18 protein-coding genes are annotated in these 20,537 nt (G+C 71.5%); 14 read left to right on the forward strand and 4 right to left on the reverse strand.

Features of this window, described 5'->3' with window-relative positions; all coding sequences use genetic code 11:
• Nucleotides 1–188: 188 nt before the first annotated feature.
• The 11 genes from eccA (at nucleotide 189) to eccE (ending at nucleotide 14,875) form a co-directional block, all read left to right on the forward strand.
• Nucleotides 189–2,042: a type VII secretion AAA-ATPase EccA gene (gene eccA / locus A5713_RS10785; protein ID WP_067926947.1), complete on the forward strand. Its 1,854-nt coding sequence runs from the start codon at nucleotides 189–191 to the stop codon at nucleotides 2,040–2,042.
• On the forward strand, nucleotides 2,039–3,685 hold the full coding sequence (eccB, locus tag A5713_RS10790) for a type VII secretion protein EccB (protein ID WP_068095361.1): 1,647 nt from the start codon (nucleotides 2,039–2,041) through the stop codon (nucleotides 3,683–3,685). The genes eccA and eccB overlap by 4 nt, the downstream gene beginning before the upstream one ends.
• The gene (gene eccCa, locus A5713_RS10795; RefSeq protein ID WP_068095363.1) at nucleotides 3,682–7,641 is read left to right on the forward strand and encodes a type VII secretion protein EccCa; all 3,960 of its coding nucleotides are present in this window, start codon (nucleotides 3,682–3,684) and stop codon (nucleotides 7,639–7,641) included. The genes eccB and eccCa overlap by 4 nt, the downstream gene beginning before the upstream one ends.
• A gap of 10 nt (nucleotides 7,642–7,651) precedes the next feature.
• On the forward strand, nucleotides 7,652–7,960 hold the full coding sequence (locus A5713_RS10800; RefSeq protein WP_067926896.1) for a PE family protein: 309 nt from the start codon (nucleotides 7,652–7,654) through the stop codon (nucleotides 7,958–7,960).
• A gap of 3 nt (nucleotides 7,961–7,963) precedes the next feature.
• Complete coding sequence (locus tag A5713_RS10805) at nucleotides 7,964–9,454, forward strand: PPE family protein (protein ID WP_068095364.1); 1,491 nt, start codon at nucleotides 7,964–7,966, stop codon at nucleotides 9,452–9,454.
• 63 nt (nucleotides 9,455–9,517) lie between these two features.
• The gene (gene esxG / locus A5713_RS10810) at nucleotides 9,518–9,811 is read left to right on the forward strand and encodes a type VII secretion system protein EsxG (RefSeq protein WP_067926893.1); all 294 of its coding nucleotides are present in this window, start codon (nucleotides 9,518–9,520) and stop codon (nucleotides 9,809–9,811) included.
• A 41-nt stretch (nucleotides 9,812–9,852) separates the two neighbouring features.
• Entirely contained in the window at nucleotides 9,853–10,143 is a 291-nt protein-coding gene (locus A5713_RS10815) for a WXG100 family type VII secretion target (RefSeq protein WP_007172528.1), read from the forward strand.
• A gap of 10 nt (nucleotides 10,144–10,153) precedes the next feature.
• Nucleotides 10,154–11,023 (forward strand): ESX secretion-associated protein EspG, encoded by an 870-nt coding sequence (locus tag A5713_RS10820; protein ID WP_068095368.1) that lies wholly within the window; start codon nucleotides 10,154–10,156, stop codon nucleotides 11,021–11,023.
• A gap of 68 nt (nucleotides 11,024–11,091) precedes the next feature.
• Nucleotides 11,092–12,510, forward strand: coding sequence for a type VII secretion integral membrane protein EccD (eccD, locus tag A5713_RS10825; RefSeq protein ID WP_156751840.1), 1,419 nt, complete (start codon nucleotides 11,092–11,094; stop codon nucleotides 12,508–12,510).
• Nucleotides 12,507–13,895, forward strand: coding sequence for a type VII secretion-associated serine protease mycosin (mycP, locus tag A5713_RS10830; protein ID WP_068095373.1), 1,389 nt, complete (start codon nucleotides 12,507–12,509; stop codon nucleotides 13,893–13,895). The genes eccD and mycP overlap by 4 nt, the downstream gene beginning before the upstream one ends.
• A complete protein-coding gene (eccE, locus tag A5713_RS10835; protein ID WP_068095375.1) occupies nucleotides 13,892–14,875 on the forward strand; it encodes a type VII secretion protein EccE in 984 nt (327 codons plus the stop codon). Before mycP ends, eccE begins: the two co-directional genes overlap by 4 nt.
• Here the strand turns inward: eccE and A5713_RS10840 are convergent.
• Entirely contained in the window at nucleotides 14,865–16,085 is a 1,221-nt protein-coding gene (locus tag A5713_RS10840) for an alpha/beta hydrolase (RefSeq protein WP_068095377.1), read from the reverse strand. The genes eccE and A5713_RS10840 overlap by 11 nt on opposite strands.
• Nucleotides 16,086–16,168: 83 nt before the next feature.
• Between A5713_RS10840 and A5713_RS10845 the strand changes: the two genes are divergently transcribed.
• Nucleotides 16,169–16,954, forward strand: coding sequence for a trans-aconitate 2-methyltransferase (locus A5713_RS10845; RefSeq protein ID WP_067926877.1), 786 nt, complete (start codon nucleotides 16,169–16,171; stop codon nucleotides 16,952–16,954).
• On the opposite strand, the gene A5713_RS10850 is transcribed toward A5713_RS10845, so the two are convergent.
• Together A5713_RS10850 and bluB are read right to left on the reverse strand one after the other, a co-directional pair.
• Nucleotides 16,951–18,354: a sulfatase gene (locus A5713_RS10850; protein ID WP_068095379.1), complete on the reverse strand. Its 1,404-nt coding sequence runs from the start codon at nucleotides 18,352–18,354 to the stop codon at nucleotides 16,951–16,953. The two genes, A5713_RS10845 and A5713_RS10850, sit on opposite strands and share 4 nt — an antisense overlap.
• Nucleotides 18,355–18,393: 39 nt before the next feature.
• Entirely contained in the window at nucleotides 18,394–19,071 is a 678-nt protein-coding gene (gene bluB / locus A5713_RS10855) for a 5,6-dimethylbenzimidazole synthase (RefSeq protein ID WP_067926871.1), read from the reverse strand.
• Between the two features lie 73 nt (nucleotides 19,072–19,144).
• On the opposite strand from bluB, the gene A5713_RS10860 reads away from it, so the two are divergent.
• Nucleotides 19,145–19,429 (forward strand): hypothetical protein, encoded by a 285-nt coding sequence (locus tag A5713_RS10860; protein WP_067926868.1) that lies wholly within the window; start codon nucleotides 19,145–19,147, stop codon nucleotides 19,427–19,429.
• Here the strand turns inward: A5713_RS10860 and A5713_RS10865 are convergent.
• The gene (locus A5713_RS10865; protein WP_068095380.1) at nucleotides 19,413–19,895 is read right to left on the reverse strand and encodes a hypothetical protein; all 483 of its coding nucleotides are present in this window, start codon (nucleotides 19,893–19,895) and stop codon (nucleotides 19,413–19,415) included. The genes A5713_RS10860 and A5713_RS10865 overlap by 17 nt on opposite strands.
• Before the next feature lie 81 nt (nucleotides 19,896–19,976).
• Between A5713_RS10865 and A5713_RS10870 the strand changes: the two genes are divergently transcribed.
• A partial coding sequence (locus A5713_RS10870; protein ID WP_068095382.1) for a phosphatase PAP2 family protein occupies nucleotides 19,977–20,537 on the forward strand: 561 nt, incomplete at its 3' end.

Here is a 20,537-nt window from a genome sequence, read left to right on the forward strand (position 1 = left end):
ACCTACTGAGACGGAGATTAAGACCGAAAATGCGGCCAATTGTCCTGGTTAGCATCCTTATCAGCGGAATCGACCGGGGTGTGGCGTGGTGACGCCGATGGCCCCCGACGCCTCGACACTTAGCTTATGCAATGCTAACTTCAGGCGGGTCAAGTTAGGGGAGGCTACACAAATGGAAAGACGTGGCCGTGGAACTCGGTGACACCGGCGTGCTGGCCGCTCAGCCCGTCAATTCCCGCGCGGAGGCCCGGGTCGACGGCGACGTCGTGAGCCGGTTCGCCACGTGCTGCCGCGCGCTCGGCCTCTCGGTGTACCAGCGGCAGCGCCCGGCCGACCTGGCCGCCGCCCGCTCCGGGTTCACGGCGCTGACCCGCATCGCCCACGACCAGTGCGACGCCTGGACCGGGCTGGCGGCCGCCGGTGACACGTCCGCGCGGGTGCTGGAGGCGGTGGCGCGGACCGCGGCGACGACCGGTGCGTTGCAGCGCAGGGTGGACCTGGCGCCCGGCGCGCTCGGCTTCCGCTACGACACCGGCCTCTATCTGCAGTTCCGCGCCGCCACCCCCGACGAGTTCCACCTCGCCTACGCGGCGGCCCTCGGGACCGCCGGACGGTTCGCCGACGCCGACCGGATCGTCACCGGCCTGACCGCGCGCCGCCCGAACTGGCACGAAGCTCGCTGGGTCGCCGTCGTCGTCCATTACCGCGCCGAGCGGTGGTCGGACGTCGTCAAGCTCCTCACACCGGTCGTCAACGACGCCGGCCTCGACGAAGCCTTCGCCCACGCGGCCAGGATCGCGCTGGGCACCGCCCTCGCGCGGCTGGGCATGTTCGCCCCGGCGCTGTCCTATCTCGAGGAACCCGACGGTCCCGTCGCGGTGGCGGCGGTCGACGGGGCGCTGGCCAAGGCGCTGGTGCTGCGCGCGCACGTCGACGAGGACTCGGCGAGTGAGGTGCTGCAGGACCTGTATGCGGCCCATCCGGAAAACGAACAGATCGAACAGGCCCTGTCCGACACCAGCTTCGGGATCGTGACCACCAACGCGGCCCGGATCGATGCGCGCACCGATCCCTGGGATCCGGAGACCGAGCCCAGCGCCGAGGACTTCGTCGACCCCGCGGCCCACGAACGCAAGTCCGTGCTGCTGCACGAGGCCGAACTCCAGCTCGCCGAGTTCATCGGCCTGGACGAGGTCAAGAACCAGGTGTCGCGGCTGAAGAGCTCGGTGGCCATGGAACTCGTGCGCAAGCAGCGGGGGCTGGCCGTCGCGCAGCGCGCCCATCACCTCGTCTTCGCCGGACCGCCCGGCACCGGCAAGACCACCATCGCCCGCGTGGTCGCGAAGATCTATTGCGGGCTGGGGCTTTTGAAGCGGGAGAACATCCGGGAAGTGCACCGCGCCGACCTGATCGGCCAGCACATCGGCGAGACCGAGGCCAAGACCAACGCGATCATCGACAGCGCACTGGACGGGGTGCTGTTCCTCGACGAGGCCTACGCCCTGGTGGCCACCGGCGCCAAGAACGACTTCGGGCTGGTGGCGATCGACACCCTGCTGGCGCGGATGGAGAACGACCGCGACCGGCTGGTGGTCATCATCGCCGGCTACCGCGCCGACCTGGACAAATTCCTGGACACCAACGAGGGCCTGCGGTCCCGGTTCACGCGCAACATCGACTTCCCTTCCTACGCACCCCCGGAGCTCGTCGAGATCGCGACCAAGATGGCCGAGCAGCGCGACAGCGTCTTCGAGCCGGCCGCGCTCGACCACATGGAGGCGTTGTTCACCAAGCTGGCCACCGAATCGACGCCGGACGCCAACGGCATCTCCCGGCGCAACCTGGACATCGCCGGCAACGGTCGGTTCGTCCGCAACATCGTCGAACGCTCCGAGGAAGAACGCGAATTCCGGCTCGACCATTCGGATCACGCCGGGACCGGGGAATTCAGTGACGAGGAGCTGATGACGATCACCGACCAAGACGTCGAGAACTCGGTGGAGCCGTTGCTGCGTGGCCTCGGGCTGTCGGTGCCGGCATGACATCGAACAACGAGTCCGGCGAGTGGGACGGCGCACGGCGTTCGTTCGCCTCACGCACCCCGGTCAACGACAACCCCGACAAGGTCGAGTTCCGCCGCGGTTTCGTCACCCGCCACCAGGTCAGCGGCTGGCGGTTCGTGATGCGGCGCATCGCCTCCGGCATCGCCCTGCACGACACCCGGATGCTCGTCGACCCGCTGCGCACCCAGTCGCGCGCCGTGCTGATGGGTGTGGTCCTGCTGGCCACCGCGCTCGCGGGCTGCTTCGTGTTCTCGCTGATCCGGCCCAACGGGACGGCGGGAACCAACGCCGTGCTCGCCGACCGGTCGACGGCCGCCCTCTACGTCCGGGTGGGCGACCAGCTGCATCCGGTGCTCAACCTGACCTCGGCCCGGCTGATCGTCGGGAAGCCGGTCAACCCCGTGACCGTGAAAAGCGCTGAACTGGACCGATTTCCGCGCGGCAACCTGATCGGCATCCCGGGCGCTCCGGAGCGCATGGTGCAGAACACCACGCGCGATGCGGACTGGACGGTGTGCGACGGGATCGCCGGGACCGCGCGCGCCGTGCACAGCACCGGTGTCACGGTGATCGCCGGCCGGCCCGACAGCAGCGGCGCTCGGGCGGCCAAGCTCGACGCCGGACAGGCCGTGCTGGTGGACTCCCCCAACGAGAAGGGCAACAGCACCTGGCTGCTCTGGGACGGCAGGCGCAGCCAGCTCAACCTGGCCGACCACGCCGTCACGAACGCGCTCGGCTTGGGGCTCAACAACTCCGACATCCCCGCGCCGCGGCCGATCGCGCTCGGGTTGTTCAACGCGATCCCCGAGGCGCCGGCGCTGACGGCGCCCGCCATCCCGAATGCCGGTGCCCCGGCCGGCTTCCCCGCGCCGGCACCGATCGGTGCGGTCGTGGTGTCCTTCAACTTGGAAGCGCTGGACCAGAACTCGGCGGGCGGGGCCCGCTACTACGCGGTGCTGCCGGACGGCCTGCAGCCCATCTCCCCGGTGCTCGCGGCGATCCTGCGCAACACCAACTCCTACGGCCTGGACCAACCGCCGCGGTTGGGCGCCGACGCGGTGGCCAAGCTGCCGGTGTCGCGGATGCTGGACACCTCGCGCTATCCCGACCGGCAGGTCACCCTCGTTGACGCGGCCAAAGACCCTGTCACGTGCGCCTATTGGACCAAGCCGGCCGGCGCCGCCAGCAGCTCGCTGAGCCTGCTGGCCGGCTCGGCGCTGCCCGTGCCCGAATCGATCCGCACCGTCGACCTGGTCGGGGGCACCTCCCCGCAGAACGGATTGGTGGCCGCCCGGGTAGCCCTGGCCCCGGGCACCGGTTACTTCGCCCAGACCGTCACCGGGGGTGCCGGCGCGCCCGGCACCGGGTCGTTGTTCTGGGTGTCGGACACCGGGGTGCGCTACGGCATCGACAACGAGGCGGAGAGCTCGGCCGCCGGGCGCGGCAAAACCGTTGAGGCCCTTGGCCTGAGCGAGCCGGCGGTGCCCGTGCCGTGGTCGGTGCTGGCGCTGTTCGCCGGCGGTCCGACGCTGTCGCGCGCCGACGCGCTGTTGGCGCACGACGGGCTGGCGCCCGACACCAAGCCCGGCCGCGTGGCATCAGCAGAGGGAGCGCCCCGATGAGCCGACTCATCTTCGAAGCCCGCCGCCGGCTGGCGCCGCCGGTCACCCGCAAGGGCACCATCAACATCGAGGCGCCCCCCGAGCTGCCGCGGGTGATCCCGCCGTCGTTCCTGCGCCGGGCGATGCCCTACGTGCTGGTGATCCTGATCGTCGGCATGGTCGTGGCGCTGTTCGCCACCGGGATGCGGCTGATCTCCCCGCAGACGCTGTTCTTCCCGTTCGTGCTGCTGCTGGCGGCCACCGCGATGTATCGCGGCAACGACAACAAGACCCGCACCGAAGAGGTCGACGCCGAACGCGCCGACTACCTGCGCTACCTGTCGGTGGTCCGCGACAACATCCGCACCCAGGCCGCCCAGCAGCGGGCCGCCGCCGAGTGGTCGCACCCCGAGCCGACGGCGTTGGCGAGCGTGCCCGGATCGCGCCGGCAGTGGGAGCGCGACCCGCACGACCCCGACTTCCTGGTGCTGCGGGCCGGCCGCCACCAGGTCCCCCTGACCACCGCGCTGCGGGTCAACGACACCGCCGACGAGATCGACCTGGAACCGGTGTCGCACAGCGCATTACGCGGCCTGCTCGACACCCACCGCATCGTGCGCGACGTGCCCACCGGGATCGACCTGACCAAGGTCTCGCGGATCACCGTGTTGGGTGAGGAGGACGACGCGCGGGCGGCGATGCGCGCCTGGATCGCCCAGGCGGTGACGTGGCACGACCCGACCGTGCTGGGCGTGGCGCTGGTCGCCCGCGACCTGGAGGGCCCCGACTGGTCCTGGCTGAAATGGCTTCCGCACACCGACGTTCCGGGAGAGCTCGACGGCGTCGGGCCGGCCCGCCTGCTGACCACCAACCCCGACGAGCTGGTCCTGCTGCTCGGCCCCGCGTTCGTCGACCGCCCCGCCTTCACCGGCGGACCCGCCGACGCGCTGCGGCACCTGCTGATCGTCGTCGACGACCCCGACTTCGACCTGGACACCTCGACGCTGGCGCTGGGCCGGGCGGGCGTCACCGTCCTGCACCGCGGCACCACACCGCCGCACCGCGAACAGTATTCGGACCCGGAGAAGCCGATCCTGCGCGTCGAGCGCGGCGCCATCACGCGGTGGCAGACCGGCGGGTGGCAACCCTACATCGACGACGCCGACGGCCTCGGCGCCGACGAGGCCGCCCATCTGGCGCGCCAGCTGTCGCGCTGGGACTCCAACCCGACCCACACCGGGCTGCGCTCGGCGGCCACCCGCGGCGCCACTTTCACCACGCTGCTGGGCATCGAAGACGCCTCGCGGCTGGACGTGCCCACCCTGTGGGCGCCGCGCCGCCGTGAGGACGAGTTGCGCGTTCCCATCGGCGTCACGGCGACGGGCGAGCCGCTGTACTTCGACCTCAAGGACGAAGCCGAGGGTGGGATGGGGCCGCACGGCCTGATGATCGGCATGACGGGCTCCGGCAAGTCCCAGACTCTGATGTCGATCCTGTTGTCGCTGTTGACAACCCATTCGGCGGACCGGCTGATCGTCATCTACGCCGACTTCAAGGGTGAGGCTGGGGCCGACAGCTTCCGGCATTTCCCGCAGGTCGTCGCGGTGATCTCCAACATGGCCGAGAAGAAGTCGCTGGCCGACCGGTTCGCCGACACGCTGCGCGGCGAGGTGGCCCGCCGGGAGACGCTGCTGCGCGAGGCCGGGCGCCGCGTGCAGGGCAGCGCGTTCAACTCGGTGGTCGAGTACGAGGGTGCGATCGCGGCGGGGCACGACCTGCCGCCCATTCCGACGCTGTTCGTGGTCGCCGACGAGTTCACCCTGATGCTGGCCGACCACCCGGAATACGCCGAGCTGTTCGATTACGTTGCGCGCAAGGGCCGCTCGTTCCGCATCCACATCCTGTTCGCGTCGCAGACCCTGGATGTGGGCAAGATCAAGGACATCGACAAGAACACCTCCTACCGCATCGGGTTGAAGGTGGCCAGTCCCAGCGTGTCCCGCCAGATCATCGGCGTGGAAGACGCCTACCACATCGAATCGGGCAAGGAACACAAGGGCGTGGGCTTCCTGGTGCCCGCCCCGGGCGCGGCACCGATCAAATTCCGCAGCACCTACGTCGACGGCATCTACGAGCCGCCGCAGCGGGCCAAATCCTTTGTGGTGCACGCCGCCCCGGAGCCCAAGCTGTTCACTGCCGGGCGGGTGGAGCCGGAGCAGGACACCGTCATCCCGGTGGTCGGAGACGAGGAACTCACGGGGCCCCCGCGCAAGCTCATCGCCACCATCGGCGACCAGCTCGCGCAGTACGGGCCGAAGGCGCCGCAGCTGTGGCTGCCGCCGCTGGACGAGCCGATCCCGCTGACCGCGGTGCTCGCGCGGGCCGGGGTGCCGCAGCGGCAGTGGCAGTGGCCGCTCGGCGAGATCGACAAACCCTTCGAGATGCGCCGCGACCCGCTGGTGTTCGACGCCACCTCGGCGGCCGGCAACGTGGTGATCCACGGCGGCCCCAAGTCCGGGAAATCGACCGCGCTGCAGACGTTCATCCTGTCGGCGGCCAGCCTGCACTCGCCCCGCGACGTCACGTTCTACTGCCTGGACTACGGCGGCGGCAAGCTACGGGCGCTGGAAGACCTGGCGCACGTCGGCAGCGTCGCCTCCGCGCTGGAACCCGAACGCATCCGGCGCACCTTCGGCGAGCTGGAGCAGCTGCTGCTGTCGAGGCAGCGGCGCGAGGTGTTCCGCGACGCCCGCGGCGCGGCGCCCGACGACGGGTACGGCGAGGTGTTCCTGGTCATCGACAACCTCTACGCGTTCGGCCGCGACAACACCGACCAGTTCAACACCCGAAACCCGTTGCTGACCAAGGTGACCGAGTTGGTCAACGTCGGGCTCGCCTACGGCATCCACGTCGTGATCACCACCCCGAGCTGGCTCGAGGTGCCGCTGGCCATGCGCGACGGCCTCGGGCTGCGCCTCGAGCTCAAGCTGCACGACCCGCGGGACAGCAACGTGCGGGTCGTCGGCGCGCTGCGGCGCCCCGCCGAGGCCGTACCGCACGACCAGCCGGGCCGCGGGCTGACCATGGCGGCCGAGCACTTCCTGTTCGCCGCCCCGGAGCTGGACCAGATCGGTGCGCTCAACGCCCGCTACCCCGGCATGGCCGCGCCGCCGGTGCGGCTGCTGCCGGCCAACCTCGCCCCCGAGGTCCTCGGCGCGCTTTATCGCGGCCCGGAGCAGGTGGTCATCGGCCAGCGCGAGGAGGACCTCGCGCCCGTCGTGGTCAACTTCGCCGACGAGCCGCTGCTGATGGTCTTCGGCGACAGCAAGTCGGGGAAAACCACCTTGCTGCGCCACATCATTCGCACCATCCGCGAGAACTCCACGCCCGACCGGGTGGCGTTCACCGTGCTGGATCGGCGGCTGCACCTGGTCGACGAGCCGTTGTTCGCCGACAACGAATACACGGCCAACGTCGACCGCGTCATCCCGGCGATGCTGGGCCTGGCCAACCTCATCGAGTCGCGGCGTCCGCCGGCCGGCCTGACACCCGGCGAGCTGGCCCGCTGGACGTACGCGGGGCACACCCACTACCTGATCATCGACGACGTCGACCAGATACCGGACTCCCCGGCGATGAGCGGCCCGTACATCGGGCAGCGGCCGTGGACCCCGCTGATCGGAATCCTCTCACAGGCAGCCGATTTGGGGCTGCGGGTGATCGTGACGGCGCGCGCCACCGGATCCGGTCACGCGCTGATGACCAACCCGTTGCTGCGCCGCTTGAACGACTTGCAGGCGACCACGCTGATGCTCGCGGGTAACCCGCAGGACAGCGGCAAGATCCGCGGCCAGCGGTTCGGCCGGCTGCCGGCCGGGCGGGCGATCTTGTTGGGCGACAGCGACGCTCCGACCTATGTGCAATTGGTCAACCCGTTGGTGGGTGAGGCCGCGATGTCCGGTGAAACGCAACAGTAAGGGGAGAGTCATGACGTTGCGAGTGGTTCCCGAGGGTCTGGCCGCGACCAGCGCCGCGGTGGAGGCGCTGACGGCGCGGCTGGCGGCCGCGCACGCGGCGGCCGCCCCGGCCATCACCGCGGTGGTTCCGCCCGCGGTGGATCCGGTGTCGCTGCAGACGGCGCTCGGGTTCAGCGCCCAGGGCCAGGAGCACGCCGCCGTCGCCGCCCAGGGGGTCGAGGAGCTCGGCCGCGCCGGGGTGGGCGTCGGCGAAGCCGGCGCCAGCTACCTCGCCGGGGACGCCTCGGCCGCCGCGACGTACGGGTTCTCGGGCGCCTGAGAAATGACGTCCCCCGTCGCGCCCGTCTGGATGGCCTCGCCGCCCGAGGTGCATTCGACGCTGCTCAGCGCCGGTCCGGGACCGGGGCCGCTGCTGGCGGCCGCCGGCGCGTGGTCCGCGCTGAGCGCCGAATACGCCACGGCGGCAGCCGAACTCACCGGTGTGCTGGGGGAGACGCAGGCGGCTGCCTGGGAAGGGCCCACCGCCGAGCAGTATGCGGCCGCGCACGGGCCCTACCTGGCGTGGCTGCAGCAGGCCAGTGCCGACAGCGCGGGCGTGGCCGCGCAGCACGAGGTCGCGGCGGCGGCCTACACCGCCGCCCTGGCGGCCATGCCGACGCTGGGGGAGCTGGCCGCCAACCATGCCGTACACGGGGTACTGGTGGCGACGAACTTCTTTGGCATCAACACCATCCCGATCGCGCTCAACGAGGCCGACTACGCGCGGATGTGGTTGCAGGCCGCCACCGTGATGGGCGCCTACCAGGCCACCTCGGGTGCGGCGCTGGCCTCCGCGCCGCGCAGCGCCCCGGCGCCCTCCGTCGTGCGGCCGGGCGCTGAGGCGAACAACGCCGCGCAGAGCCCGTCCGATCCCGGGAACGCGATCTCGGACTTCTTCCAGCAGCTGTCCAAGTTCCTGCAGGACTTCTTCCAGAACATTCAGCAGATGCTGCAGAACTTCTTCTCGAACCTGCCCGCGCTGCTGGCCGCCAACGGCCCGCTGCTGTTCTTCGTCGCCTACCAGGTGTTCTTCAACGCCGTCGGCTGGCCGACCTGGGGCGCGATCCTGACCGCGCCCTTCCTCATTCCGCTGCTGCTCGGCATCGGCCTGAGCTCGTTGTTCAGCGCGCCGGCCGAGATCGCGCCGGTCGTGGCCGGGGCCGCGGCGACGCCGCTTGTCACCTCGACCAGGCCGGCGTCGCTGCTGCCGGCGGTCGCGCTGGCGCCCACCGTCGCGACTCCCGCGGCGACCCCGGCCACTTCGGTCGCCGCGGGTTCCGGAGCGGCCCCCGCGCCGGCGCCGGCGCCCGCGCCGACCACTTCGGCCTACCTGGTCGCCTACGGCGGTGACCCGGAGACCGGTGTCGGCCCGACGCTGGGCGGCCGCGGCGGCGCCAAGGCGCCTGCGGCGACGATCCCGGCGGCCGGCGCCGCGGCAGCCAGCCGGGCCGAGGCGCGGGCGCGGCGGCGCAAGCGGGCCGCGATGCGCGACCACGCCGACGAATTCGCGGACATGGACGCCGATTTCGGCGTTCCCCCCGTCTACGGCGACGAGGAGCGGCCGACCGGCGCGGTCGCGTCCGGGGCCGGGGCCGGGGTCCTGGGCTTCGCCGGCACCGCGCGCAAAGAGCACGCCTTCCGGGCGGCCGGACTGACCAAGCTCACCGACGGCGAGTTCGGCGGCGGCCCGAGGATGCCGATGACGCCCGGCACCTGGGACCACGACGCCGACCAAGACCCCGCGGGCCCGACCGAGCCGAGGGAAGGGGGGTAAGGCAGTCAGCACGATGCCCGGCAGTCAGCGAAACCCCAAGAGACCGAACAGAAAGGACGCACCATGAGCATGTTGGACGCTCACATTCCACAGTTGGTGGCCGCACAGTCGGCGTTCGGCGCCAAGGCGGCGCTGATGCGCAGCACCATCAGCCAGGCCGAGCAGGAAGCCATGTCGGCGCAGGCGTTCCACCAGGGTGAGGCCTCGGCCGCATTCCAGGCCGCGCACGCCCGCTTCGTCGAGGCCGCAGCGCGGGTCAACACCCTGCTCGACATCGCACAGGCCAACCTCGGCGACGCCGCCGGCACCTACGTCGCCGCCGACGCGGCCGCCGCGTCCGGTTACACCGCCTTCTGACCGCGCCCCGCTAGCCGCCACCAACCGCGAAAGGACTTGTCATGTCCCAGATCATGTACAACTACCCGGCGATGTTGAGCCACGCCGCCGATATGTCGGGCTACGCCGGCACGCTGCAGGGCCTCGGTTCCGACATCGCCAGCGAGCAGGCGACGCTGTCCAACGCCTGGCAGGGCGACACCGGGATGACCTACCAGGCGTGGCAGGCCCAGTGGAACCAGGCGATGGAGAGTCTGGTGCGCGCCTACCAGGCGATGGCCAGCACCCACGAGGCCAACACCATGTCCATGCTCGCGCGGGACCAGGCCGAAGCCGCCAAGTGGGGCGGCTAATCCCGGTGCGATGATCGCTGAGCCCAACGCCGTCGAGCTGACGGTCGATCACGCGTGGTTCATCGCGGAAACCATTGGGGCGGGCAGCTTCCCATGGGTTCTGGCGATCACCTCGCCCTACACCGACGCCGCCCAGCGACGGGCGTTCCTCGAGCGCCAGCGCGACGAGCTGACCCGGATGGGTCTGGTGTCCGAGGGCGGAGCCGTCAACCCGGCGGTCGCCGACTGGATCAGGGTGGTGTGCTTTCCGGACCGCTGGCTCGACCTGCGTTACGTGGGCCCCGCCAAGGACGGCGGAGCCGGGGAGCTGCTGCGCGGCATCGTGGCGCGGCGCTCCGCCGCCACCGCGAAGACGATCGTGGCGTTGCGCAGCGCGCAGCTGATCACGTTCACCGCCATGGACATCGACGATCCGCGCGCGCTGGTCCCCGTCCTCGGCGTCGGTCTCGCACAGCGACCACCGGCTCGATTCGACGAGTTCAGCATGCCGGCGCGGGTCGGCGCCCGGGCCGACGAGCGGCTGCGTTCGGGCGCCTCGCTCACCGAAATCGTTGACTACCTGGGCATCCCGCAATCCGCGCGGTCGGTGGTGGAGTCGGTGTTCACCGGCCCGCGCAGCTACGTCGAAATCGTCGCCGGCTGCCGCCGCGACGGCCGGCAGGCCACCACCGAGGTGGGGATGAGCATCGTCGACGCGGCGGCCGGACGGGTGCTGGTGAGCCCGTCGCGCGCCTTCGACGGCGAGTGGGTCTCGACCTTCACGCCCGGCACGCCCTTCGCGATCGCCGTCGCGATCGAACAGCTGACCGCGCTACTGCCGGAGTCCGACTGGTTCCCCGGCCAGCGGTTGGCCCGAGACTTCACCCCCCAACACGCCTAGACCCACCCAACAGAGAAGAGAGCAACGATGTTCCAGGAATCGAGGGACCGGTGACGTCCGGCGCCGTCATGCCGATCGTCCGCGTGGCAATCCTCGCGGACAGCAGGCTGACGGAGATGGCGTTGCCCGCCGAGCTGCCGCTGCGCGAAATCCTGCCCGCCGTCCAGCGGTTGGTGATTCCGGCGGCGTCCAACGGCGACCCCGACGACACCGCCCGGGGAACCGCCGACCTCGGTGCGGCCATCCAGCTGAGCCTGGCGCCGATCGGCGGGGCGCCCTTCAGCCTGGACGCCAGCCTGGACACCGTCGGCGTCGTGGACGGCGACCTGCTGGCCCTGCAGCCGGTGCCCGTCGGCCAGGCGGCCCCCGGCATCGTCGAGGACATCGCCGACGCCGCCATGATCTTCTCGGCCTCCCGGCTGAAGCCCTGGGGCACAACGCATATCCGGCGGGGGGCGCTGGCCTCGGCGATCGCGGTCGCGTTGCTGGCCACCGGGCTGTCGGTCGCCTACCGCGTCGCCACCGGCGCGCTGGCCGGGCTGGTCGCGGTCAGCGTGGTCGCGGCGGTGACCGCCGTCGTCGGCCTGCTGGTCGCCACGCGCTCGCCGCGCACCGGGACCGCGTGCTCGATCGCCGCGCTGGTGCCCATCGGCGCCGCGCTGGCGTTGGCGGTGCCCGGACGGTTCGGGCCGGCTCAGATCATGCTCGCCGCGGCCGGCGTCACCGCGTGGTCGCTGATCGCCCTGATGGTTCCCGGCGCCGAACGCGAGCGCGTCGTCGGCGTCTTCACCGCGACCGCGGTGGTGGGCGCGGGCGTGGCGCTGGCCGCGGGCGCCGAGGTGCTCTGGCACCTGCGGCCGCTCGCCATCGGCTGCGGGCTGATCGTCGCCGCCCTGCTGGTCACCGTCGAGGCGGCCCAGCTGTCGGCGCTGTGGGCGCGCTTCCCGTTGCCGGTCATCCCGGCGCCCGGCGACCCCACGCCGTCGGCCCCCTCGCTGCGGGTGCTCGAGGATCTGCCGCGGCGGGTGCGGATCGGCGACGCCCATCAGAACGGATTCATCGCCGCCGCAGTGCTGCTCAGCGTCCTGGGGTCGGTGGCGATCGCGCTGCGCCCCGAAACGCTCGGCGGCGCGGGCTGGTACGTGGTCGCCGCCACGGCCGCGACGTCGGTGCTGCGGGCCCGGGTGTGGGATTCGGCGGCGTGCAAGGCGTGGCTGCTCGGGCAGCCGTACCTGGCCGCGGGCGTCCTGGTGGTGCTCTACACCGCGACCGGACGCTACGCCGCGGCCCTGGTTGCGGCGCTGGTGCTCGTCGCGCTGGCGTCGGCGTGGATCGTGGTGGCGCTCAACCCGCGCATCGCCGAGCCGGAGAGCTATTCGCTTCCCGTGCGCCGGCTGACCGGCTTCGTCGCGGCCGGCCTCGACGCGTCGCTCATCCCCGTCATGGCCTATCTCGTCGGCATCTTCACCTGGATACTCAATCGATGATTCGATCCGGATCAGCCTGTCTCACAGCGGCATTGGTGGCCATGCTGTGGACGTCCCCCTCGGCGCTGGCCATCGAGGCGCCGAAGGTCGATCCGGGCGTGCCACCGCCGAGCGGGACCCCGGGCCCGGTGCAGCCGATGGAGCAGCGCGGCCCGTGCAGCGTCGCCGGGGTCATCCCCGGCAGCGACCCGGCGGCCGTCACGCCCAGCCAGGCAACGCTGAATCTGCCTGGCGCATGGCAGTTCTCGCGTGGTGACGGCCAGCTGGTGGCGGTGCTGGACACCGGGGTGCGGCCGGGGCCGCGGCTGCCGAACGTCGATCCGGGCGGCGACTTCGTCGAGGCGACGGACGGCCTGACCGATTGCGACGGCCACGGCACGCTGGTCGCCGGGCTCATCGCCGGCCAGCCGGGGGACGATGGTTTTGCCGGGGTGGCGCCCGCCGCCCGGGTGGTGTCGATCAGGACGACGTCGGCGAAGTTCTCGCCGCGCACGCCCGGCGGCGACCCGCTGATGGCGCGGGAGTCCCTGGACGTCACGACGCTGGGCCGCGCGATCGTGCGCGCCGCCGACCTGGGCGCCCGGGTGATCGACGTCTCCACGCTCACCTGCCTGCCCGCCGACCGGCCCGTCGATCAGGCGGCGCTGGGCGCCGCGATCCGCTACGCCGCGGTGGACAAGGACGCGGTGATCGTGGCCGCCGCCGGCAACACCGGCCCGACCGGGTCGGTCGCCGGCGGGACGTCCTGTGAGTCCAACCCGCTCACCGACCTGAGCCGACCCGACGATCCGCGCAACTGGGGCGGCGTCACCTCGGTGTCCATCCCGTCGGTGTGGCAGCCGTACGTGCTGTCGGTGGGTTCCCTGACCCCGGACGGCCAGCCGTCGAGATTCACCATGGCCGGCCCGTGGGTGGGCATCGCGGCCCCCGGCGAACGCATCGCGTCGATCGGCAACGGCGACGGCGGCGGCCTGGCCAACGGGCTACCCGACGAACACCAGCAGCAGGTTGCGCTCAGCGGCACCAGCTATGCGGCCGGCTACGTGGCCGGCGTCGCGGCGCTGGTCCGCAGCAAGTACCCCGACCTGAACGCCACCCAGGTGGTGCACCGCATCACCGCCACCGCGCGGGGCGGCGCGCGGGCGCCGTCCAACATCGTCGGAGCCGGCAGCGTGGACCCGGTGGCGGCCCTGACCTGGCAACTGCCCGCCGGCGAGCCGCCCGCCGTCCCGGCGGTCAAGCCGGTCGCCGTGCCGCCGCCCCCGGCGCCCCAGGACACCACCCCACGGACCGTCGCCCTGGCCGGAACCGCGGCGCTGGCCGCGCTCGTCGCGGTCGCGGGCGCGATCGCCGCCACCCGCCGTCGAAAGGACCCCACCCCGTGAGCCTGCAGCGCTCGATACCCACCCCCGGACCGGGGCGCGTCACGCTGGCGCTGCTGGCGGTCGTCCCCGCGGTGATGGCCTACCCCTGGCGGTCGCCGTGGGACTACTGGCTGCTCGGCATCGCCGTGGCCGTCGTGGTCGTGCTCTTCGGTTGCTGGCGCGGCTTGTATTTCACCACCCTGCTGCGCCGCCGGCTGGCCATCATGTCGCGCGGCGACGCGGCCACGCCCGAATCCGCCACCGCGACCACCGCGCTGCTGCGGGTCGGCGCGCCCAGCGGGGACGCCGACGCGCTGCCGCTGCCGCTGCTCGCCGGCTACCTGGACCGCTACGGCATCCGCGCGGACAAGATCCGGATCACCAGCCGCGACAACGCATCCGACGCGTCCAGGCGCGAGACGTGGATCGGCCTCACCATCTCGGCCACCGACAACCTGGCCGCGCTGCGGGCCCGCTCCGCACGCGTCCCGTTGCACGAGACCGCGCAGGTGGTCGCGCGCCGGCTGGCCGACCACCTGCGGGAACTCGGGTGGGAGGTCACCGCGGTCGCGGCCGACGACGTCCCGCGGCTGCTCACCGCCAACGCCCGCGAGAGCTGGTCGGCGGTGCAGCGAGGCGCATCGGATTACCTTGCGGCATACCGGGTCCCGGTGGACGGACGGTTGGCGGAAACCCTCGAGGCGATTCGCGCGCATCCGGCGCGCGAGACGTGCACGGCGCTGGAGATCGCCGGCGATCCGACCCGCAACACGGTGGCGGCCGCGTGCGCATTCCTCACCGACACCCCGCCCGGGCGGACCGCGCCGCCGGCCGGCCTGACCCCGCAGCGCGGCAACCACCGGCCGGCTCTCGACGCGCTGGACCTGCTGTCCACGCGGCGACTCGACGGGCACACCGACGCGCCGGCGGGCTTGCTCGCGGAGCTGGACTGGCCCGCGGTGACGGCCGCGGCGGCGGTCGCCGAGACCGCTAGAACGTGACGGTCTGCAGGAAAGCGGTCATCCGGCGCAGGTAGTCCAGCTGGCTCACGTGCAGCACGTGGCTGCCCGGAAACCAGTGCAGCGCACAATGATCCCAGTGCTCCCACAGCTTGACGGCATGGTCCGGCGGCGCCATGCGATCGCCGAGCCCGGTGATGATCATCCGGCGGTCCTTGTCCAGCAGCGGCCGATAGTTCAGCGGGCAGTGGTAGGACAGCCCGTCCGACAGCTCCGCGCGGCTGATGTGCGACAGGCGCAACCCCAGCCGCACGAGCGTGTTGGCCGGGAACCATTCGTCGAACAACGTCGCCGGGGTGACGACGGGACAGTTCGGGATGACGGCCTCCAGCCGGTCGTCCACCGAGGCCACCAGCGCCGAGGTGTAGCCGCCCAGCGATATGCCGGTCAGCGCGATACGGCCGACCCCGGTGCCGCGCAGGTAGTCGACGACGGACCGGAAGTCGTGCACCGCCTGGGCCATCGCCTCGGCGAAGCCGCTCAGCCCGCCGGCGAAATAGCCGAAACCGCTGAACGGTGAGCACCTTTCGGCGCGCTTGCCGTGAAACGGCAAGGTGTACATCAGGACGTCGTAGCCGGACCGGTAATACCAGGGCAGCGTGAAGAACCGCCCGTTGGCCAGGTACGACGACCCCATGAAGCCGTGGATGACGCACAGCGTCGGACGGGGCCCGTCAGCGTGGCGCCAGTGCTGCGCGCGCACGACATTGTTGGACTTCCACGCGCTCCACTGTTCGCGCATCGCGGGGTTGACGGCGGTGAAGCCGCTTTCGAACGCGATGTTTTCCACCGTGCCGCCGGCGGTCCACTCGGTCAGCGGGCTGGCGCGCCGCGAGCAGACGCGCGGCGGCTCGGTGGGCGCGGGAAACGACTTGACCGGATCGCGCTGCGCGCCCAGCTCGGCGTAGAAGTTCAGGTTGGCGCGCTCGGCGCGGGCGCTCCGATGCCGCAGGGAGGCGGCGACCACGGCCGGCGCCACCGTCGCGGTGAGCAGCGAGGAGACCCAGGTGCGCAGCGCGAGGTCGCCGACGGCCGAGCCCTCGACTACCATGCGCTGGCGGGGGGACAACGCGGAGTTCGGGGGTAATCCGCCGACGTCGATCGGTACGTCTGCGCCCTGGAAGGCACCCTTGAAGGCACCGGGGATGTCGGGAACGGGGATGGGCGGATCAATCGAGGTGTCGGGCGCCACGAACGCCGATGCTAGCCGGGATGCGGTAATACGGTTGGTCTGTTCCGCCGATTGGCGACGGCGCATCGATCAGGAGGACCGACATGTGGGATCCCGATGTCTACCTGGCCTTTGCGGACCACCGCAGCCGGCCGTTCTATGACCTGCTGTCCCGAGTGGGGGCCGAGCGGGCCCGGCGGGTCGTCGACCTCGGCTGCGGGCCCGGCCACCTGACCAAGTACCTGTCCCGGCGCTGGCCGGAGGCGGTGATCGAGGCCATCGACACCTCGCCGGAAATGGTCGCCGCCGCCAAGGAACGCGGCATCGACGCCGTCGTCGGCGACCTGCGGCACTGGAAGCCCAAGCCCGACACCGACGTCGTGGTCAGCAACGCCGCCCTGCACTGGGTGCCCGAGCACGCCGACCTGCTGCTCCGCTGGGCCGACGAACTGGCGCCCGGATCGTGGATCGCCGTGCAGATACCCGGCAACTTCGAGACGCCGTCGCACGCCACGGTGCGGACGCTGGCGCGCCGGGAGCCCTACGCAAAAGTCATGCGGGACATACCATTCCGGGTCGGCGCAGTGGTGCAGCCGCCGATCCAGTACGCCAACATGCTGCTGGACGCCGGATGCCGGGTCGACGTCTGGGAGACCACCTACCTGCACCAGCTGACCGGTGACAACCCGGTGCTGGAATGGATCACCGGGACGGCGCTGGTCCCGGTGCGCGAGCGGTTGAGCGCCGAAGACTGGGAGCGGTTCCGCGCGGAGCTCATCCCGCTGCTGGACGACGCCTACCCGCCCCGCGCCGACGGGACGACGATCTTCCCGTTCCGCCGGGTGTTCATCGTCGCCGAAGTGGGCGGTTCCCGGCGCTCGGCCGGCTAACCGCTCGCTTGCTCCTCGATGCCGCGGTCCGCGGCGATCGCCGACCGGGCCCTCGGGCGCACCCGGTGGATCTGCAGATACGTCTCGGTGTAGCGCGCCGCGATGCGGGTGCCGGCGAATTCCGACGGGATGACGTCGTTCGTCCGCTGCCGCCAATCGTGGAGTCGCACAGCCAGATCAGCGGCGACCTCCTGGGCGGCCGCGTCGTCGCCGGCCAGCAGGTTGGTGGTCTCGGCGGGGTCGGCGCGCAGATCGTAGAGCTCGCGCTGCGGGCGCGGGCCGGTGATCGACGGCGCCACGGCGTGGCCGGACGGGCTCTCCTCGATGTCCAGCGGGAGGTCGAGCAGCGGCCGGGCCGCGTAGTTCTCGATGTAGCTGAATTCCTTGGTGCGAACGGCCCGGATGGGATCGAACGCGTCGTGATAGGTCTTCGCCGTGTACACGTGGTCCCTGACCGGAAGCGCGTGCGGGTCCGGCTCCAGGAGGGCGCTGCCGTGCGACAACCCGTCGACGTCGGGGGGAACGCCCAGACCCAGCAGTTCCAGCAGCGTCGGAAGCAGGTCCACGCCGCTGAACAGCTCGTCGTAAACCCGCGGGGTGAGGGCCCGCCCGGCGGGGGGCCGGATGATCATGCCGATGCCGGTGCCCGCGTCGTAGAGGGTGGACTTGGCCCGCGGGAAGGCCGGGCCGTGGTCGGTGAAGAACACCACCCAGGTGGTGGCGTCCAGCCCGGTTTCGGCCAGCGTGTCCAGCAGCCGCCCCACGGCGGCATCGGCCGTGGCGATCGCCCCGTAGAAGCCGGCAAGATCGCCCCGGACCTCGGGGGTGTCGGGCAGGTAGCCGGGCGGCTCGACCACCGCGGTGTCCGCCGGCTCGTAGCGCTCCCTCGGGTACGGCCGGTGCGTCTCGAAGAACCCGGCGGTCAACAGGAACGGCTGGCCGGCCAGATCCTCGATGCCGTCCCGCAGCCACTCCGAGGCCTTGTCGACCACGTACTCGCAGTACGAGTTCGACACGTCGAACTCGTCGAAGCCCAGCCGCTGCGGGTACGACGTCTCGTGCTGCATGCCGAAAAGCGCTGAATACCAACCCGCATCGGTCAAGATCTCCGGCAGGGTGCGCACCCCGCTGCGGTATTCCCAGCCGTGGTGCGCCAGCCCGATCAGGCCGTTGGTCTGCGGGTAGCGGCCGGTGAACAGCGATCCGCGCGACGGCGAGCACAGCGGCGCGGTGGCGTGCGCCCGGGTGAACAGGATGCCCTCGGCGGCAAGGCGGTCCAGCCGGGGACTGGACACGTCCGGGTGGCCGTAGACACCGAGATAACGCCCCAGGTCGTGCCAGTGCACGATCAGCACGTTGTCCTTGCGGCCCGCTGCTTCGCCCGGCCCCAATTGCGTCACCCTCTCCAACTCGCCCCGCGACCGGCGACGATACCGCAGCTACTTCGGGGGATCGTGGGGGCGGCGACCCCAGCGGTTCTCGCAGACGAACTCCGAGAGCGGGCGCGCGACGGCCCAGCCGTCCAGCTCCAGCGCCGGCCGATCGGGGAATTCGGGTACCGGGCCCAGGCACAGGATGGCCACCGGCTCGGCCCCGGCCGGCATGTCGAGCAGGGCCGCCAACCGGTGCGGCTCGAACAGCGAGACCCAGCCCATGCCAAGCCCTTCCGCGCGCGCCGCCAGCCACAGATTCTGGATCGCGCACGAGACCGACGCGAGATCCATCCGCGGCAGCGTCCGCCGGCCGAACACGTGCTTTTCCCGGTCGTCGCCCAGCGCCACCACCAGCAACTCGGCGCACTCGAGGATGCCTTCGACTTTGAGCGCGAGAAACTCCTCGCCCCGCTCACCCAGGGCGGCCGCGGTGAGCGGCCGCTCTTCGTCGACCAGCGCGTGGATGCGCCGGCGCAGCGCGTCATCGGTGACGCGGATGAACCGCCACGGCTGCATCAGCCCAACGCTCGGCGCCGCATGGGCGGCCTGCAGCAGGCGGGCCAGCACCTCCTCGCCCACCACGCCGCCGGGCACGAAGCGGCGCATGTCCCGCCGTTCCGCGATCACCCGGTAGACGGCCCGCCGCTCCTGCGGGCTGAAGGCCTCGTCGCTCACGGGAGTCATCGTAGGAAATCCGCGTTAGCGTGAACCGTGTCCGCGGCACGGACCCGGCGAACACCCGAGGAGGGAGTGTTCCGTGAAACCTTTCGACTCACTCGACCAGCTACCCACTGACCGCACGGCCGGCCGGGTGTACGGCGAGCCCTATCAGACACCGGACGGCACCACCGTGATCCCCGTCGCCAAACCGCTCGGTGTCTTCGTCATCCACAACGGCCGGGCGTCCTGGGAGCCTGCCGTCGACGCGAATCGGATCGCGCTGATCGGCGTGATCACCGGCCTGCTGGCCGCAGTGATCGGCAGCCTGGCGGTGCTGAGGCAGCCGCCCTGGCCGCGGATGACGATCACGGACTATAGGTGACGCCGACCGCGCGGAAAACGTAGTCGGGCGGCATGTCGAAGGCCAGCGACCGCCGCGGCAGGGCGCCGAGGACATCGCCCGGAATGGCGACCTTGTAGTGCAGCGAAAGTTCGCCGCTGAACTTCGGGTCCACCCGGGAGACGTCGACCTTCACCTGCACACCGGTCGCCGATATCTCCACCTGCGCCGAGCCGGTCTGGGGCACGTCCCAGCGGACGTCGACGGTCGGGCCCGCCAGCCGCGGCAACATCGACAGGGTGGCGAGCACCCGCTCGGAGGTGAACACCAGCGAACCCGTGTAGCTGGCGACGCTGTGCGGCAGTCGCACCCCGGGGATGGCGCCGCTGAACCGCCGGGTCACCGCGACGTAGTCGGCCAGGTAGATCAGGCCCTCCGCCTCGACCTGCGCATACACGTCGTCGGGCAGCTTGCCGATGCCTAACAACCTACGGACGAATACGGGCATGACGCCAGTATGGACCCGGCCGGCTGATGCGCTGGTCGGGCCGCCCGGGGTCCGCCGCGGCGCGCCTGGTATCGGTGGGCTATGACCCGATGGCGGACTTTGCCGGCCCTGTGCATCGCCCTGGCCGCCGCGGTGAGCTACGTGCTGATGTGGGTGGGTTACTCGCAGGACTGGCACTGGCAACAGCGCATGGACTGGTCGCTGCTGGACGCCGCGCGGGACAGCGCGGTCAAACACCCGTTCTGGGTGCGATTCTGGGCGGACGTCTCCTTCGCGCTGGGGCCGGTGCCGCTGCGCGTGCTGGGCACGGTGGTGGCGGCGGCCGCCCTGATCATGCGCCGGGTGCGGGCGGCGCTGCTGCTGTTGGCCTGTGCGCCGCTGAGCGGACTCGCGACGGTGCTGGCGAAGGCCCTGGCGGACCGGCCGCGACCGCCGACCATGCTGGTGGCCGCGGCCGAGACCTCCTTCCCGTCCGGGCACGCGCTGGAGGTGACGGCCGCGCTGTGCGCCGCGCTGTCCCTGGCTTTGCCGGCGATGAGCCGGGTGGTGCGCGGCGTCGCGGTGGCGGCGGTCGCGGTGAGCGTGCTGGCCGCGGGGATCTCCCGGGTGGCGCTGAACGTGCACTACCCGTCCGACGTGCTG

The organism is Mycobacterium sp. E2497 (assembly GCF_001668695.1).
Lineage (GTDB): Bacteria > Actinomycetota > Actinomycetes > Mycobacteriales > Mycobacteriaceae > Mycobacterium.